This window comes from Streptomyces sp. NPDC005262 (assembly GCF_042872425.1).
GTDB lineage: Bacteria > Actinomycetota > Actinomycetes > Streptomycetales > Streptomycetaceae > Streptomyces.
The window spans coordinates 128995-145300 of sequence record NZ_JBIAKK010000006.1; the positions used below are offsets into that span (position 1 = coordinate 128995).

Below are 16306 nucleotides of genomic sequence, written 5' to 3' on the forward strand. Positions count from 1 at the left end.
GGCGGCAATCCTGCAAGTTTCGTTGACCGTTGCATGTAAACCCTCCTACCTTTCTCGTGGCCTGACGAGACTGATTTCCAAAGGAGGGAAGATGCTCGCACCCCGAAGAGCCGCGCTGGTCGCGGCTCTCGCCGCGGCCCTGGCGCTCGGCGTCCCCGGCAGTTCGACCGCGGCCGGAACCGGCTCGGCCGACGCGCACTCCGCAGATGTGTATGTGTCCCCGATGGGTGACGACCACGCGCAGGGCGTCGCCCGCCACCCCGTCAAGTCCCTCCAGCGGGCGCGCGATCTGGCGCGTGCCAGGGCCGCGCATGCGGAGGGCGACCTCACCGTCCACCTCGCCTCCGGGACGTACCGGACAGACAAGCCGCTCGTCCTCGATGCCCGGGACTCGGGCCGCGACGGCCACCGGATCATCTGGCAGGGGACCGGGTCCACGGTCATCAGCGGCGGCCGCAGGGTCGAGGGCTGGCGGCCGGTGCATGGACGTCCCGGGCTCTACTCCGCGCCCGCGCCCCAAGGACTCACCGACACCCGGCAGTTGTACGTCGACGGAGTGCGCGCCCAGCGCGCACGCGGCGAGGTGCCCGTCGGGCTGACGGTCACGCCCACCGGATACACCACGACGGCGGACACCCTCGCGCACTGGCGCCACCCCTCCGACGCCGAATTCGTCTACTCCAGCGGCGAGGAACTCTGGAACGTCGAACGCAACGGCCTCGGACAGTGGACCGAACCGCGCTGCCGGATCGCCGAGGCCGAGGGCACCACCCTCACCATGGTCCAGCCGTGCTGGGAGAACTCCAACAAGCGTGTGGAGTTCCCCGACATCCCGGGCCGCTCCGTCTCCATGGTCGGCCCCGGCCATCTCACCAACGACGGCAAGGCTTCGTACATCGAGAACGCCTACGAGCTCCTGGACCAGCCTGGCGAGTGGTACCTCGACCGCTCGGCCCGCACCGTCTACTACCTGCCGCGCAAAGGCGAGGACCTGCACCGTGCGGACGTCGAGGCGGCCTCGGCCGAGAAGCTCGTCGACGGCCGTGGCACCGCTGAGGCACCCGTCCACGATGTCGCCTTCCGCGGGCTGCAGTTCAGCTACGCGACCTGGCTGACCCCCTCACGGCCCGAGGGCTTCTCCGAGATCCAGGCCGGTTACACCATCACCGGGCCCACCGGCTGGGCCACTCAAGGACTGTGCGGGTTCGTCGAAGGCGGCACCTGCCCGTTCGCCTCCTGGACCAAGATGCCGGGCAATGTCTCCTTCACGTACGGCCGCCGCATCGAATTCAGCGACAGTGTCTTCACCCATCTCGGCGCCGCCGGCCTCGAACTCGGTACGGGCACGGCCGACACCCGGGTCAGCGGCAGCATCTTCACCGACATCTCGGGCAACGGCCTGGAGATCGGCGGTGTGGACGGCGGAACCCCCGCCGGCGGAGTGGAGGTGACCAACAACCACCTCTACGGACTGCCTCGTGAGTACCACGGGGCGGTCGGCATCCTCAACGGCTACACCCAGAACAACACCATCGCGCACAACCAGCTCGACCATCTCGGCTACAGCGCGATATCCATGGGCTGGGGAGGCTGGCCCGACAAGATCGGCTCGCCCGCTACGCCCAACCCCAGCCATGACAACGCCGTGAGCGACAACCTCATCTTCGACTACATGCAGATGTTCGACGACGGTGGTGGCATCTACACCCAGGGCATGACCGGCACATCGCTCGCCGACGGTGAGAAGGTCACCGGCAATGTCATCCACGACCAGTGGGGCCTGGGCAAGAGCGTCTACACCGACAACGGCTGCACCTACGAGACCGTCCAGGGCAATGTGCTGTACGGAGCTTCGTACGCCAACGTCGCCAGCCGCCACACCGACTACCGAGACACGCTCGGCAACAACGACCCGACGCTCGTCAAGGACAACTGGTGGGAGGAGGGAACGAGCGACGGCGACAACAAGGGGCTGGTCACCACCGGAAACCACATCATGACGTCCCCCGCCGACGTTCCCGCAGCGATCATCGAGAACGCCGGACTGGAACCCGCGTACGAGGGGATTCTCGAACGCGGCACCGGGGCGCTCTCCGTACCCGAGGCGCCTTCCCGGGTCGGCACCAGCACGGCGGGGGCGGACGCCCTGTACGCCACCTTCAATCCCAGCTTCGTGGAGGGCGGTTCACCGGTTCTCGGCTACACCGCGCACGCCCTGCGGCCGGACGGGACGGAGGCGGCGTCTGCGACCGCCTCGGCCGCCGACTACAAGCGGCTGGCCTACATCCGGATCGGCGGGCTCCCCGAGGACGACGGCCCCTTCACGGTCACCGTCACCGCCGCCAATGCGCAGGGCTCCAGTGCCGCGTCCCTCCCCTCTGCCGCGCTCCGGCCGACCGCGGCCACGGTGCTGTCCGACGCACCCTCCGCGCCGAAGCTGCATACCGCGGCCACCGCCGCGACTGTCGCCTGGACGCCGCCCAAGAACATGGGTGACGCCAAGGTGATCGGATACCGGCTGACACTCTCCGACGGCCGGACCGTCGAGGTCACCGGGCGGGACGCCCTGGTCGGCCAGCCCTCGGCGAAGGGCATGTTCCGGGTGGTCGGCGGCCTGACCCCCAGCACCGCGTACACGGTCACGGTCGCCGCGGTCACCGCGGCGGGCGCCGGGCCGGCGGTCACGGTCAAGGCGACGACCAAGGCCGGGTAGACCGAATCGGCCGGGTGCCGCGCGGCCGGCGCAGCGCCCGGCCGCAGCGGGTCGGCGGCGAGGGCCCGGTCAGGCGGTGAGCGCCGCCACGCGCGGCACGCGCGCCTGGTCGTAGCGCCGCAGCAGCAGTCGTGCCACCTCCGGCGAAGGGCCGAGCACATCGGCCAGCACGTCCGCCCCCGCCTCCCGGGCACCCGCAGCGATACGGTCCGGGAGGCGGCCGGGTGCGATGACGTACGGCGCCACCGCCACCCGGCGCACGCCCTCGGCCCGCAGGGCCCGTACCGCGTCCTCGGTACGGGGGAACCCCGTGGGAGATGCCGCGGAGGCGAACGCAGGCCGCACGGAACACCAACCGGTGTGCCGCAGCTCCCGCGCGATTTCAGCGATCACTGCGATCGCCTCCGGGTCTGTGGAGCCCGCCGAGGCCAGGACGAGCCCGGTCGAGCTTTTGTCGCCGGGACGGATCCCGGCTTCGTGGAGCCGCTGTTCCAGAGCGGAGTTCAGCAGCGGTGACGGGCCGAGTACTTCGGCCTGTCGGATGTGCATCCGCGGCAGTCCGGCCCGGGCCTTGTGCAGCACGGTCGGGATGTCGGACTTGGCGTGGAAGGCCCGGGTGAGGAGCAGGGGCAGCGCGATGACGTCCCTCGCCCCGTTCGTGGCCAGCCGCTGAAGGACCTGCGGCACCGACGGGGCGTTGAAGTCCAGGAAGCCGGTCTCCACCCGAAGCCCCGGCCGCAGCGACCGGACCCGCGCGGTGAGCGCGTGCACGGTCGCCGCGTGCCGCGGATCGCGGCTGCCGTGGGCGATGACAAGGAGAACGGGGGAAGCCATGACAGTACTCAGTTCTTGACGAGGAGGCCGCGGCTGCGCAGCACCCACCGCTCCAGCGGGCTGAAGATCAGCAGGTCGATGGCGATGCCGACGATCAGGATCAGGAAGATGGCGAGGAACACCATCGACATGCTGCTGGTCTCCCGGCCCTGCTCCAGCAACTGCCCCAGGCCCACGCCCAGATCGGGCGACGAGGCGATGATCTCGGCGGCCATCAACGAGCGCCAGGAGAACGCCCAGCCCTGCTTCAGCCCCGCCAGATAGCCCGGCAGCGAGGCGGGCAGCACGATGTGCCAGGTACCGCGCAGCCCGGTGGCGCCCAGCGTCTGCCCCGCCCGCAGATGAAGCGGCGGGATCTGGTCGACACCGGCGACGAGACCGTTGGCGATCGACGGGACGGCGCCCAGCAGGATCACCGCGTACATCATCTTGTCGTTGAGCCCCAGCCAGAGGACCGCGGGCGGCACCCAGGCCACCGACGGCAGCGACTGGAGACCCGAGAGCACCGGTCCGATCGCCGCACGCACCACCTTCACGCGCGCCACCAGCAGCCCGAGCGGGGTGCCGATGACGAGCGCCAGCAGGAAGCCGAACAAGCCGCGCGAGATGCTCGTCCAGATGTAGCCGAGCAGGGTGCCCTGCGCCCAGGCGTTGCTCACCTCGTCCCAGACCTGGGACGGCGATGGAAGCTTGTAGTCGTCGGTGACCTTCGCCCAGATCAGGATCTGCCAGACGACCAGGACGAGCGCGATGGCCGCGACCGGCGGCAGGACCTTCCGCACCAGCACCTGGCGTACCGGGGTGCGGCTCACCCGCACCGCGTCGAGTGCGTCCAGGCCCGCTTCGAGGCCGGCCAGGTCCTGGGCGGCGTCCTTGACGGCGGCGGCCTCGGTGGCGGTGGTGTCAGTGCTGGCCATGTCGGCGGATCTCCCCACGCAGTTGTTCCGTGATCTCGACGGACAGCTCCGCCACCGCGGAGTCCTCGATGCGGCGCGGCTGATCGATGTCGACCGTCCACTCACGGGCGATCCGGCCGGGCCGCGACGACAGCAGGACGACCCGCTCGGCGAGCCGGACCGCCTCCCGCACGTTGTGCGTGACGAAGAGGACCGAGACGTTCGTCTCGCGCCAGATCCGGGTCAGCTCGTCGTGCAGCACATCCCGTGTGATGGCGTCGAGTGCGGCGAACGGCTCGTCCATCAGCAGCAGTTGACTGTCCTGGGCGAGCGCGCGGGCCATCGCCACCCGCTGGCGCATGCCGCCCGAGAGTTCGTGCACCCGCTTTCCGTACGCCCCGCCGAGCCGTACGAGTTCGAGCAGCCGCTCCGCCTCCGCACGGCGGTCGGACTTGGGTACGCCACGCAGCCGCAGCGCGAGTTCGATGTTCTTGCCCGCGGTCAGCCACGGGAAGAGGGCGTGCTCCTGGAACATCAGGGCCGGCCGACCGCCGGGGGTCTCGATGGACCCCGCGGTCGGACGGTCGAGTCCGGCCACCAGGTTGAGCAGCGTCGATTTGCCGCACCCGGAAGCTCCCAGGAGGGTGACGAATTCGCCGGGAGCGACATCGAGCGTGATGTCGTCCAGGACGAGCTGCGTGCCCTCCGGTCCGCCGAAGGACTTCGAGACGTGCGCGATACGGGCGGCGTGCCCGGCCGACACACGGTCCTCGGCCTTGGTGAGAGTGGTCGTCGCCATGGTCGTCACCTCCTGGGAGATCCTGGATCGGTCGGGGGTTACTTGACGCCGAGACCGGCGTCGGCGACCTCGGGCTTGCCCGCGGCCTTGAGGATCTTGTTCAACGGCTTCAGGTCGTAGATGCCGCTCAGGTCCGTCTGCTCCAGCAGACCGGCCTGCACCGCGTGCTTGGCCTCCGTGTCGAGGGTTGCGGCCAGCGGGTCATCGGTGAACTGGACCGACTTCCACGCCGGGTCGATGACCTCGGGCGGCAGCGCCTTGCCGGACAGCTCCTTGAGCGCGGCGTTGGCGGAGGCCTTCGCCTTGTCCGGGTTCGCGTTGATCCACGCGTTGGTGTTGACGGAACCGCGCAGCACCGCCTCGACGACGTCCGGGTGCTCGCTCAGGAACTTCTGCGACACGATGATGTTCGTGATCACGAACTTCTTGTCCGGCCAGAGCGTCGACTCGTCGAGGAGCACCTTGGCGCCCTGCGCGACCAGCTTGGACGCGGTCGGCTCCGGGACCCAGGCACCGTCGATGGAACCGGCCTTGTAGGCGTCCGGGGTCACCTTGTTGTCCGTACGGATCACGGAGACGTCGCCCTTGCCGCTCTGGGCGTCGACCTTCCAGCCCTTCTCGGAGATCCAGTTGAGGAACGCCACGTCCTGGGTGTTGCCGAGCTGGGGGGTGGCGATCTTCTTGCCCCTGAGGTCGTCCAGGGTCTTGATCTTCTTGGGGTCGACGACCAGCTTCACACCGCCGGACGCCGAACCGCCGATGATCCGCAGGCTCTTGCCCTTGGACTTGGCGAATCCGTTGATGGAGGGGGAGGGGCCGATGAAGCCGATGTCGATCGACCCCGCGTTGAGTGCCTCGATCTCGGACGGCCCGGCGTTGAACGTCGACGGCTTGACCGTCGTGCCGCCGAGCTCCTTGGCGATCAGGCCTTCCTGGATGCCGACCAGGGCGGTGGCGTGCGTGAGGTTCGGGAAGTAGCCGATCTTCACGGTGTCCGCCGAGAGCTTCTTGCCGCCGGAGGAGACGTTCGCCTTCTTGGTGTCGTCCTTCGCCTCGGAGCCGTAGCCGCAGGCGGTGAGCGCCACGGCGAGCAGCGGCAGAGCGGCGGCAGCGGCGAGGCTGCGGCGCAGGGTGATACGGGTGGCAGGCACGGGAGGCTTTCCTCTCGTTGGCCCGGTACTCGCGTCCCTCGTCGGTTTCGGTTACGGGGGCGCGGCCGGGAAGTCGGCATGTCTTCGTCTGAACTGGCGGTACAGGCGGTGCGGTTGGTGCAAGCGGGCGCGCAGGCAGTGCGCGTACGTCATCGCGCACATCGCGCAACCCCGCCCTGGCCGCTGCCGAGGGTGCCGCTGCCGACGCGACCACCCTCCTTCGCGAACGTCGCGAAGACGTCGATACTCATCAGAAGTCCCATTCGGCGTCGTCGGTAGCGGCTTCCCCGCCCGTGGCCCCGGCGGCGAACGCCTCGCCCGCCATGCCGGCCGTGAGCGTGGTGCCGTCCGCCGGGTCGATCAGCAGGAACGAACCGGTGCGGCGCGAGTCCGCGTAGGAGTCGAGCGCGAGCGGTTCGGCGGTACGGACGACGACCCGGCCGATGTCGTTGGCGACGAGCCGGCCGGGCGCCGGGTGCTGCGAGAGGTCGTCCAGCGTCAGCCGGGACGGGATGTCCTTCACGATCGCCTTGACCGTGCGGGTGGTGTGCTTGAGCAGCACCCGCTGGCCGACGGCGAGCGGCTGGTCCGCGACGTGGCAGACGGTCGCCTCGACGTCCTGGGTGACCGCCGGTGCGTCGTCGGCCGGTGCGATCAGGTCACCGCGCGAGACGTCGATGTCGTCGGCCAGCCGGATGGTCACCGACTGGGGCGCCCAGGCGATGTCGACGCTCTCGCCGAGCGCGTCGATCCCGGCGATCGTCGACGTACGGCCGGACGGAAGGACGGTGACGGCCTCGCCCACGCGGAACGCGCCGGCGGCGATCTGGCCCGCGTAGCCCCGGTAGTCGGGGTGCTCGGCGGTCTGCGGCCGGATCACGAACTGGACGGGGAATCGTGCGTGGCAGGCGGTGAGGTCGTGGCTGACCGGCACCGTCTCCAGGTGCTCCAGGACTGTCGGGCCGCCGTACCAGTCCATGTGCGCGGACGGCTCCACGACGTTGTCGCCGGCCAGCGCGGAGATCGGGATCGCGGTGATCTCCGGGACCCCGAGCGAGGCCGCGTACGCGGTGAACTCCTCGGCGATGGCGGCGAATACGGGCTCCGCGTAGTCGACCAGATCCATCTTGTTGACGGCGAGGACCACGTGCGGCACCCGCAGCAGCGCCGCGACGGCGGCGTGCCGGCGGGTCTGCTCGACGACACCGTTACGGGCGTCGACCAGGACGACGGCGAGCTCGGCGGTCGAGGCGCCCGTCACCATGTTCCGGGTGTACTGCACATGCCCCGGGGTGTCGGCCAGGATGAACCGGCGGCGCGGCGTGGCGAAGTAGCGGTAGGCGACATCGATAGTGATGCCCTGCTCGCGCTCGGCCCGCAGCCCGTCGGTCAGGAGAGCCAGGTCCGGCGCCTCCTGGCCCCGGTTGCGCGAGGCGTGCTCGACGGCCTCCAGCTGGTCGGTGAGGACCGACTTGGAGTCGTGCAGCAGGCGTCCGACGAGGGTGGACTTGCCGTCGTCGACGGACCCCGCGGTGGCGAACCGCAGCAGGGTCGTGGTCGACAACTGCTCTGCGTGCCGGGTGACTGTGGTCATCTTAGAAGTACCCCTCGCGCTTGCGGTCTTCCATCGCGGCCTCGGACATCTTGTCGTCGGCGCGTGTCGCGCCCCGCTCGGTGAGCCGGGAGGCGGCGATCTCGGTGATCACGGCGTCGAGCGTCGTGGCGTCGGAGTCGACGGCGCCGGTGCAGGACATGTCGCCGACGGTGCGGTAGCGCACCTGCCGGGTCTCGACCCGCTCGCCCTCCTTGGGGCCGCCCCAGTCACCGGCGGTCAGCCACATCCCGGAGCGGTTGAAGACCTCCCGCTCATGGGCGAAGTAGATCTCAGGGAGTTCGATGCCCTCGCGTTCGATGTACTGCCAGACGTCGAGCTCGGTCCAGTTGGAGATCGGGAAGACCCGGACGTGCTCGCCGGGGGCGTGCCGGCCGTTGTACAGCTGCCACAGCTCGGGGCGCTGGCGGCGCGGGTCCCACTGGGAGAACTCGTCGCGCAGCGAGAAGACCCGCTCCTTGGCGCGCGCCTTCTCCTCGTCGCGGCGGCCGCCGCCGAACACGGCGTCGAAGCGGTGCTGCTGGATCGCCTCGGTCAGCGGCACGGTCTGCAGCGGGTTGCGTGTGCCGTCGGGGCGCTCGCGGAGCTTGCCGGCGTCGATGTACTCCTGCACGGAGGCCACATGCAGCCGCAGCCCGTGCTCGGCGACCGTGCGGTCGCGGTACTGCAGGACCTCGGGGAAGTTGTGCCCCGTGTCGACATGCAGCAGTGCGAACGGCACCGGCGCGGGCGCGAACGCCTTGAGCGCCAGATGCAGCATCAGGATGGAGTCCTTGCCGCCGGAGAACAGGATCACCGGCCGCTCGAACTCCCCCGCCACCTCACGGAAGATGTGCACCGCCTCGGACTCCAGGGAGTCCAGATGGCTGAGTGCGTACGGATTGTCGGTGCCTTCCGACACAGTCGCGACGGTCGTCACGCTGCACCCCTCTCGCTCAGCAGCGCATACAGCTCCGCCGCGGACTCCTGCACGGTCTGCTGGTGCGACTCGATCCGCAGGTCCGGGGACTCGGGCGCCTCATAGGGGTCGTCGACCCCGGTGAGTCCGCTGATCTCGCCCGCGGCCTGCTTGGCGTAGAGGCCCTTCACATCGCGGACGGAGCACACCTCGACCGGAGTCGCGACGTGCACCTCCAGATACGCGGTGCCCTCCGCCTGATGGCGCTTGCGTACGGCGTCACGGCTGTCCGCGTACGGGGCGATGACCGGAACCAGCACCTTCACGCCGTTGGCGGCCAGGAGTTCGGCGACGAAGCCGATCCGCTGGACGTTGGTGTGCCGGTCCTCGCGGGAGAAGCCGAGCCCCGCGGAGAGGAACTCCCGGATCTCGTCGCCGTCGAGTACCTCCACCCGGTGGCCCTCGCCACGCAGCCGGCCTGCCAGTTCGTACGCGATGGTGGTCTTGCCCGCGCTCGGCAGACCGGTCAGCCAGATGGTGGCTCCCGTCTCCGTCACGCTCATCGAAGTCTCCTGATCAGTCGTCATCAGTCGTGCAGCCCGCACTCGGTCTTGCCTCGTCCGGCCCAGCGGCCGGCGCGCGCGTCCTCGCCCTCCAGCACCCGGCGGGTGCAGGGGGCGCAGCCCACGGAGGCGTACCCGTCCATCAGCAGCGGGTTGGTGAGGACCCCGTGCTCCGCGACGTACGCGTCCACGTCGTCCTGCGTCCAGCGGGCGATCGGCGAGATCTTGACCTTCTGCCGCTTCTCGTCCCAGCCGACCACCGGGGTGTTGGCCCGGGTCGGGGACTCGTCCCGACGCAGCCCGGTCGCCCAGGCCGCGTACGAAGTCAGGCCCTCCTCGAGGGGCTTGACCTTCCGCAGCTTGCAGCACAGGTCCGGGTCGCGGTCGTGCAGCTTCGGTCCGTACTCGGCGTCCTGCTCGGCGACGCTCTGACGCGGGGTCAGCGTGATGACGTTGACGTCCATCACGGCATCCACCGCGTCGCGGGTCCCGATCGTCTCCTCGAAGTGGTACCCGGTGTCGAGGAAGACCACATCGACGCCCGGGAAGGCGCGGGAGGCGAGGTGGGCCACGACCGCGTCCTCCATCGAGGAGGTGACGCAGAACCGCTTGCCGAAGGTCTCGGCGGCCCACTTCAGGATCTCCAGCGGGGAGGCGTCCTCCAGCTCCCGGCCCGCGCGCTCGGCCAGGCTCCTGAGGTCATCGGTCGTCAGAGTGTCCGTCATATCCCGTCCCCTTCGACGTCGTTGCGCTGCAGTCCCCGGGTCAGCAGGCCCAGGAACTTGAGCTGGAACGCGCGGTTGCAGGAAGCACATTCCCAGGCACCGTGCCCGGTCTCGTGCGGGCGCAGGTCCTCGTCCCCGCAGTACGGACAGTAGAACGGCGCGGCGCGACCACTCATGACAGCGACTCCGCACTGGCCCGCGCCGCCCACGTCGCGAACCGCTCGCCGTCCTCGCGCTCCTTCTGGAACCGGCCGAGCACCCGCTCGACATAGTCCGGCAGCTCGGCCGAAGTGACCTTCAGTCCACGGACCTTGCGCCCGAAGCCGGCCTCCAGACCCAGCGCGCCGCCCAGGTGCACCTGGAAGCCCTCGACCTGGTTGCCTTCGGCGTCCAGGACGAGCTGGCCCTTGAGGCCGATGTCCGCGGTCTGGATGCGGGCGCAGGCGTTGGGGCAACCGTTGAGGTTGATGGTCAGCGGTTCGTCGAAGTCCGGCAGGCGGCGCTCCAGTTCGTCGATCAGCGACGCACCGCGTGCCTTCGTCTCGACGATGGCCAGCTTGCAGAACTCGATGCCGGTGCAGGCCATCGTGCCGCGCCGGAACGGCGAGGGCTTCACCTGGAAGTCGAGCGCCTCGAGACCGGCGACCAGGGAGTCCACCTGGTCCGGCTCCACATCGAGGATGAGCATCTTCTGCTCGACGGTGGTGCGCAGCCGGTCCGAGCCGTGTGCAGCCGCCAGGTCGGCGATCTTGGCCAGCGTGGTGCCGTCCACGCGGCCGACCCGGGGCGCGAACCCGACGTAGAAACGGCCGTCCTGCTGCTCGTGGACACCCACGTGGTCGCGCCAGCGGTTGCTCGGCTGCTCGGGGGCGGGGCCGTCGAGCAGCGGGCGCTTCAGGTACTCGTCCTCCAGCACCTGGCGGAACTTCACCGGGCCCCAGTCGGCCATCAGGAACTTCAGCCGTGCGCGGGTGCGCAGCCGGCGGTAGCCGTAGTCACGGAAGATGCCGACGACTCCGGCCCAGACGTCCGGCACCTCGTCGAGCGGCACCCATGCGCCCAGCCGCTCCGCGAGCCGCGGGTTGGTGGAGAGCCCGCCACCGACCCAGACGTCGAAGCCCGGGCCGTGCTCGGGGTGGACCACGCCGACGAACGCGATGTCGTTGATCTCGTGCACCACGTCCTGCACCGGCGAACCGGAGATCGCGGTCTTGAACTTGCGCGGCAGGTTGGAGAATTCCTTGCTGCCGATGTAGCGGTCGTGGATCTCGTCGACGGCGGGCGTGCCATCGATGATCTCATCGGCCGCGATGCCCGCCACAGGGGAGCCGATGATCACGCGGGGGCAGTCGCCGCACGCCTCGGTGGTGGAGAGCCCGACGGCCTCCAGCTTCTCCCAGATCGCCGGGACGTCCTCGATGCGGATCCAGTGCAGCTGGATGTTCTGCCGGTCGGTGATGTCCGCGGTGCCGCGCGCGTACTCCTGCGAGATCTCGCCGATGACCCGCAGCTGCGCGGTGGTGAGCCGGCCGCCGTCGATCCGCACCCGCAGCATGAAGTACTTGTCGTCCAGCTCCTCCGGCTCCAGGACCGCGGTCTTTCCGCCGTCGATCCCGGGCTTGCGCTGGGTGTACAGACCCCACCAACGCATGCGTCCACGCAGGTCGTTCGGGTCGATCGAGTCGAAACCCCGCTTGGAGTAGATCGTCTCAATGCGTGTCCGCACGTTGAGACCGTCGTCGTCCTTCTTGAACTGCTCATTGCCGTTGAGCGGAGTGTGGTGCCCCACGGCCCACTGGCCTTCGCCACGGTGGCGTCCGGCCTTGCGGCGGGGCGTGGTGGTCGCAGGCTGTTCCGGGGTAGCGGCCATGACAGTACGTCCTTCGGGACTGCAGGAGGGCGGCTCTGAACTGCACACTCGCGCTGAGGCGCGGCGGTGCGCAGGTGTTGCAGAGAAAAGGGGATCGCGGCGGTGCTGGGACTCTCAGCCCGCCGGACAGATGGCGCTGGACATGCGGCCGAAGTCGACGTGGCGTCGACTCACCAAGGCAATTCCAGTTCCAGACATGACGGAAGCGTGTCACGCGCCTCTCGGGACAGTCCACCGCTATCCATGATGTGGACGAGACTGTCCCGAAAAGTGAGACGATGTGGCGGCCGTCACCTCCCCCGCCCGCATTGCGGCGTCCGTAATGGAGGTAATGGTCGAAACGTACTGCTCTAGCGGGCGGCGCCGGGCCACGGCCCGGGCGTCGCCACGTCCGCCTCCAGCTCGACCTTGGTGTCGAAGAGCCTGAACCCGCGGCGCAGATAGTTGTCCATGGCGTGCGGGCCGTCCTCGGAGCAGGTGTGCAGCCATACCCGCTTCGTCGGCGGCCGCTCGGGCCAGCGCTCCGCCAGGTCCCAGGCGCGCGCGGCCCCGTACGTGAGAAGGTGCCCGCCGATCCGACGCCCCCGGAAGGCCGGGATCAGACCGAAGTACATGATCTCGACCACGCCGTCGTCCTGCGGGTCCAGCTCGATGTAGCCGGCCGGGGTCCCGTTCTCGTACGCCACCCAGGTCTCCGCCCCGGGCCGGTCCAGGGCCTCCTGCCACTCGGCGTACGTCATCGAGAGCCGGTCGGTCCACCGGATGTCGCCGCCGACCGCCGTGTACAGGAAGCGGCTGAACTCCGGCAGCGGCACCGCCGACCGTACGATCCGGACGTCGCCCTCGGGGACCGCGGCGGGCCGCAGGTCGTCGGGGGAGGTCTGTTCCAGGGACCAGATGGTCACCTCGGCGGCGGCAGGTGCGGGCTCAGGGTTGCTCATGCATGCCAGGGAATCATGCTGTACAGCTCTGGCCAAAGCCTGTCCCGCTGCCTGGAATGCGACGCCGGTCACGGCCCGGCCGACGTCCCGGCCCGGGCCCGGCTGCCCGGTTCCGGCGCCGACCCGGCTTCCGTCACGCTGTCGTACGGGCCCTGACCACCACCGGCGCCATCGACCGCGGCAGCAGATCGCCCGGGTGTTCCGGATGGATCACCTCCACAGCGACCCCCTCACCGAAGCGGTACGGCCGGTGCGCCAGCACCTCCGCCAGATGGCGTCGCAGCCGTGAGATCTCCGCCCGCACCGTAACCGTCCGGGTCGCATCGCCGAAGATGTCCTCCCCCAGCTCCGACGCCGTACGCCCCTCGGGGTGCAGCGCCAGCGCGTACAGCAGCTCGGCATGGCGTGGCGAGAGCCGCTGGGTCGACGAGCCGACCGGGCCCGTCACCGTGACCGTGAGACCGGGTGGCCGGCTCAGATCGAGGACCACCCGGCGCGGCGGCGCATCCGACGGCTCGTCCGTCACCTGCACCAGCCAACCGCCCGGCAGCGGCTCCACCCGGCACATACCGAGCGACGGCAGCCACACCCGGCCGGACTGCAGTGACTTCGGCAGCGGGAGCCGGTCGACCGGCGGCATCCCGGTGACGGCGGCCAGCCAGCCGTGCGGGTCCACCGCCAGGGCCCGGCCGCCCAGCCGGGCGAGGAGCGGGGCCGCCACCGAACGCAGCCGGTCGACCGACACCAGATGCCGGGTCCGGATCTCGTTCTCGGCGAGCCGGGCCACCGAACCGACCAGTGCCAGCGTCATCGGATGGAACGTGGTCGCGGGGCCGCTGATGTCGACGATGCCGATCAGCCGGCCGTCGCGCGGATCACGGACCGGGGTCGCCGCACACGTCCAGGAGTGCAGACTGCGGACGAAGTGCTCCGAGGAGTGGACCTGGACCGGGGCGCGCGAGGCGAGCGCCGTCCCGATCGCGTTCGTGCCCGTGATCGTCTCGGCCCAGGACGCACCCTCCTCCAGACAGATGCCGTCGGCCCGGCGCAGCACCCCCGGGTTGCCCTGCCGCCACAGCACCCGGCCCTCGGTATCGGTGACGACCATGATCTGCTGCGCGCTGTCGGCGATGGAGACCAGACCGTCGCTGAGCAGCGGCATCACCTCACCCAGCACGGAACTGCGGCGACGGTGCTCGATCTCGTCCGTCTCCAGCAGCACACTCTGGGTGGACTGCTCGGGGTCGATGCCGCTGCGCAGCACCCGATCCCAGGAGGCACCGATCTCGGCCCGTGGTGCGACGGGCGGGCGGTCGCCGGCGAGCCTCGCCTCCCGGGCCTTGTGGAGTAAGCGCGTGGCCCGGTCCGAACCCAGGGCGGCCAGGCGTGTCACCTCGACCGGACTTGTCTCCACCGTCGATCCCCCCAGCTGCCGGAGCCGTCCACGGCCCGTCGCTTCCATCCTGTCGTTCTGGGGTTCCCGATACTGCGCACTCCACACACTCGTTGCAACCCTTTGCAACTCTGGCGGTCGCGTGTCGATACGTACGAGAGTGACGTATCGCCGCGCGGCGGAGCCTGGGGCCCCGCTGTTCGGTGTGCACAGCATGAAGGGTGGTGCCGTGTCGGCGCAGCACCACCCTTCGTCGCTGTTCCTCCTCAGGGCGCGACGGGCCGGGCCCGCTCCACGATCGAAGCCAGGTCCAGGCTGTGCGGCAGCGTCCCGAAGGCCGAACCCCAGTCCCCGCCCAGCCGTGACGCGCAGAACGCGTCGGCCACCTCCGGCGGCGCCCAGCGCACCAGCAGCGAACCCTGCAGCACCAGTGCCATCCGCTCGACGAGCCGCCGGGCCCGCGCCTCGATCCCGTTCAGATCGGCCAGCTCGGTCAGCATGTCCTTGATCGCCCCGTCCAGCCGGTGATCCGCGCCGCGCGCCCTGCCGACCTCCTGCAGGAACGCGTTCAGTGCCTGCGGCTCGCGCTGCAGTGCCCGCAGCACATCCAGCGCCTGTACGTTCCCCGAGCCCTCCCAGATCGAGTTGAGCGGCGCCTCGCGCAGCAGCCGCGGCATCCCGGACTCCTCGACGTAACCATTGCCGCCCAGACACTCCAGCGCCTCGCCGGCCAGCGGTGTGCACCGCTTCGTCACCCAGTACTTCGCCGTCGGCACCGCGATCCGCAGGAAGGCCCGCTCCGTCTCCGTACCGGCGTCGTACGCGGCGGCCAGCCGCAGCGCCAGCACCGTCGCCGCCTCCGACTCCAGCGCCAGATCGGCCAGCACGTTGCGCATCAGCGGTTTCTCGATCAGCACCCCGCCGAACGCGCTGCGGTACGTGCAGTGGTGGATCGCCTGCGCCACCGCCTGCCTCATCAGCGCCGCCGAGCCGAGCACACAGTCCAGCCGGGTCGCGGCGACCATCTCGATGATGGTCCGCACCCCCCGCCCCTCGTCACCGACCCGGCGCGCCCACGTCCCGTCGAACTCGACCTCGCTCGACGCGTTGGACCGGTTGCCCAGTTTGTCCTTGAGGCGCTGGATCGCGAACGCGTTACGGGTGCCGTCCGGCAGCACCCGGGGCAGCAGGAAGCACGTCAGCCCGCCGGGCGCTTGCGCCAGCACCAGGAAGCCGTCGGACATCGGCGCCGAACAGAACCACTTGTGCCCGGTCAGCAGATACTCGCCCTCGGCCGACAGCGGCTCGGCCCGCGTCGTGTTGGCCCGCACGTCGGAGCCGCCCTGCTTCTCCGTCATGCCCATTCCGAAGAGCACGCCGGCCTTCTGCGCGGGGGGCCGCAGCCCCTCCTCGTACACCCACGACGTCAGGCGCGGCTCCCATTCGGCGGCCAGCACCGGATCGGTCCGCAGCGCGGGCACCGCCGCATGCGTCATCGACAGCGGGCAGCCCTGCCCGCCCTCGGGCTGCGTCCACACCAGGAACCCGGCGGCGCGCCGCACATGCCCGCCCGGCCGGCCCCAGGCATCGGTCAGCCCGGCGGTGACCGCGTGCCCCAGCAGCCGGTGCCAGGCCGGATGGAACTCCACTTCGTCGATGCGATGCCCGTACCGGTCATGGGTACGCAGCTCCGGTGGGTACTCGTTCGCCAGCGCACCCCACCGCTGGACCTGCGCGGACCCGGCGGACCGGCCCAGCTCGCCGAGCTCGTCGCGGGCACCGGCGAGCAGCTCGGGTGCGAGGTGCCGCTCGACGGCCTCGGTGAGCGCGCGGTCGGCGGCGAAGACGTCATAGTCGACCAGGGGCGGGACCTGGTTGGACACTGTGTGGGTGGTGGCTGCCATGCCGATA

Annotated in this window: 14 protein-coding genes; 1 reads left to right on the plus strand and 13 read right to left on the minus strand. The window is 70.1% G+C overall.

Going from position 1 to position 16306, the window contains the following annotated elements; translation table 11 throughout:
- The first annotated feature begins 91 nt into the window (after positions 1-91).
- A complete protein-coding gene (locus ACFYP5_RS17710) occupies positions 92-2713 on the plus strand; it encodes a right-handed parallel beta-helix repeat-containing protein (RefSeq protein ID WP_389036456.1) in 2622 nt (873 codons plus the stop codon).
- 69 nt (positions 2714-2782) lie between these two features.
- On the opposite strand, the gene ACFYP5_RS17715 is transcribed toward ACFYP5_RS17710, so the two are convergent.
- The 13 genes from ACFYP5_RS17715 to ACFYP5_RS17775 form a co-directional block, all read right to left on the minus strand.
- Positions 2783-3547 (minus strand): sirohydrochlorin chelatase, encoded by a 765-nt coding sequence (locus ACFYP5_RS17715; RefSeq protein WP_389036458.1) that lies wholly within the window; start codon positions 3545-3547, stop codon positions 2783-2785.
- 8 nt (positions 3548-3555) lie between these two features.
- Positions 3556-4464, minus strand: coding sequence for an ABC transporter permease (locus tag ACFYP5_RS17720; RefSeq protein WP_389036461.1), 909 nt, complete (start codon positions 4462-4464; stop codon positions 3556-3558).
- A complete protein-coding gene (locus ACFYP5_RS17725) occupies positions 4451-5242 on the minus strand; it encodes an ABC transporter ATP-binding protein (protein WP_389036464.1) in 792 nt (263 codons plus the stop codon). The genes ACFYP5_RS17720 and ACFYP5_RS17725 overlap by 14 nt, the downstream gene beginning before the upstream one ends.
- Positions 5243-5280: 38 nt before the next feature.
- Positions 5281-6393, minus strand: coding sequence for an ABC transporter substrate-binding protein (locus tag ACFYP5_RS17730; RefSeq protein WP_389036467.1), 1113 nt, complete (start codon positions 6391-6393; stop codon positions 5281-5283).
- Positions 6394-6643: 250 nt separating this feature from the next.
- On the minus strand, positions 6644-7987 hold the full coding sequence (locus ACFYP5_RS17735) for a sulfate adenylyltransferase subunit 1 (RefSeq protein WP_389036470.1): 1344 nt from the start codon (positions 7985-7987) through the stop codon (positions 6644-6646).
- 1 nt (position 7988) lies between these two features.
- Positions 7989-8924: a sulfate adenylyltransferase subunit CysD gene (gene cysD / locus ACFYP5_RS17740; protein WP_389036474.1), complete on the minus strand. Its 936-nt coding sequence runs from the start codon at positions 8922-8924 to the stop codon at positions 7989-7991.
- The gene (gene cysC, locus ACFYP5_RS17745) at positions 8921-9466 is read right to left on the minus strand and encodes an adenylyl-sulfate kinase (protein WP_030917145.1); all 546 of its coding nucleotides are present in this window, start codon (positions 9464-9466) and stop codon (positions 8921-8923) included. Before cysC ends, cysD begins: the two co-directional genes overlap by 4 nt.
- A 23-nt stretch (positions 9467-9489) precedes the next feature.
- Positions 9490-10191, minus strand: coding sequence for a phosphoadenylyl-sulfate reductase (locus ACFYP5_RS17750; protein ID WP_389036477.1), 702 nt, complete (start codon positions 10189-10191; stop codon positions 9490-9492).
- Positions 10188-10367 carry a hypothetical protein gene (locus tag ACFYP5_RS17755; RefSeq protein WP_030917138.1) on the minus strand — a complete coding sequence of 60 codons (180 nt, stop codon included), beginning with the start codon at positions 10365-10367 and terminating at the stop codon, positions 10188-10190. The genes ACFYP5_RS17750 and ACFYP5_RS17755 overlap by 4 nt, the downstream gene beginning before the upstream one ends.
- Positions 10364-12061: a nitrite/sulfite reductase gene (locus ACFYP5_RS17760; protein WP_389036480.1), complete on the minus strand. Its 1698-nt coding sequence runs from the start codon at positions 12059-12061 to the stop codon at positions 10364-10366. The genes ACFYP5_RS17755 and ACFYP5_RS17760 overlap by 4 nt, the downstream gene beginning before the upstream one ends.
- Positions 12062-12411: 350 nt before the next feature.
- Positions 12412-13002: a GNAT family N-acetyltransferase gene (locus ACFYP5_RS17765; RefSeq protein ID WP_389036482.1), complete on the minus strand. Its 591-nt coding sequence runs from the start codon at positions 13000-13002 to the stop codon at positions 12412-12414.
- Positions 13003-13135: 133 nt separating this feature from the next.
- Positions 13136-14416, minus strand: coding sequence for a GAF domain-containing protein (locus ACFYP5_RS17770; RefSeq protein ID WP_389036485.1), 1281 nt, complete (start codon positions 14414-14416; stop codon positions 13136-13138).
- Positions 14417-14661: 245 nt separating this feature from the next.
- On the minus strand, positions 14662-16299 hold the full coding sequence (locus tag ACFYP5_RS17775) for an acyl-CoA dehydrogenase family protein (protein WP_389036488.1): 1638 nt from the start codon (positions 16297-16299) through the stop codon (positions 14662-14664).
- Positions 16300-16306: the final 7 nt, after the last annotated feature.

What these genes read in the sequence shown, in the direction of transcription:
- ACFYP5_RS17710 (WP_389036456.1), top strand. Translation starts at nt 92, where the DNA reads ATGCTCGCACCCCGAAGAGCCGCGCTGGTCGCGGCTCTCGCCGCGGCC.
- ACFYP5_RS17715 (WP_389036458.1), bottom strand. Translation starts at nt 3,547, where the DNA reads ATGGCTTCCCCCGTTCTCCTTGTCATCGCCCACGGCAGCCGCGATCCG.
- ACFYP5_RS17720 (WP_389036461.1), bottom strand. Translation starts at nt 4,464, where the DNA reads ATGGCCAGCACTGACACCACCGCCACCGAGGCCGCCGCCGTCAAGGAC.
- ACFYP5_RS17725 (WP_389036464.1), bottom strand. Translation starts at nt 5,242, where the DNA reads ATGGCGACGACCACTCTCACCAAGGCCGAGGACCGTGTGTCGGCCGGG.
- ACFYP5_RS17735 (WP_389036470.1), bottom strand. Translation starts at nt 7,987, where the DNA reads ATGACCACAGTCACCCGGCACGCAGAGCAGTTGTCGACCACGACCCTG.
- cysC (WP_030917145.1), bottom strand. Translation starts at nt 9,466, where the DNA reads ATGAGCGTGACGGAGACGGGAGCCACCATCTGGCTGACCGGTCTGCCG.
- ACFYP5_RS17750 (WP_389036477.1), bottom strand. Translation starts at nt 10,191, where the DNA reads ATGACGGACACTCTGACGACCGATGACCTCAGGAGCCTGGCCGAGCGC.
- ACFYP5_RS17755 (WP_030917138.1), bottom strand. Translation starts at nt 10,367, where the DNA reads ATGAGTGGTCGCGCCGCGCCGTTCTACTGTCCGTACTGCGGGGACGAG.
- ACFYP5_RS17760 (WP_389036480.1), bottom strand. Translation starts at nt 12,061, where the DNA reads ATGGCCGCTACCCCGGAACAGCCTGCGACCACCACGCCCCGCCGCAAG.
- ACFYP5_RS17765 (WP_389036482.1), bottom strand. Translation starts at nt 13,002, where the DNA reads ATGAGCAACCCTGAGCCCGCACCTGCCGCCGCCGAGGTGACCATCTGG.
- ACFYP5_RS17775 (WP_389036488.1), bottom strand. Translation starts at nt 16,299, where the DNA reads ATGGCAGCCACCACCCACACAGTGTCCAACCAGGTCCCGCCCCTGGTC.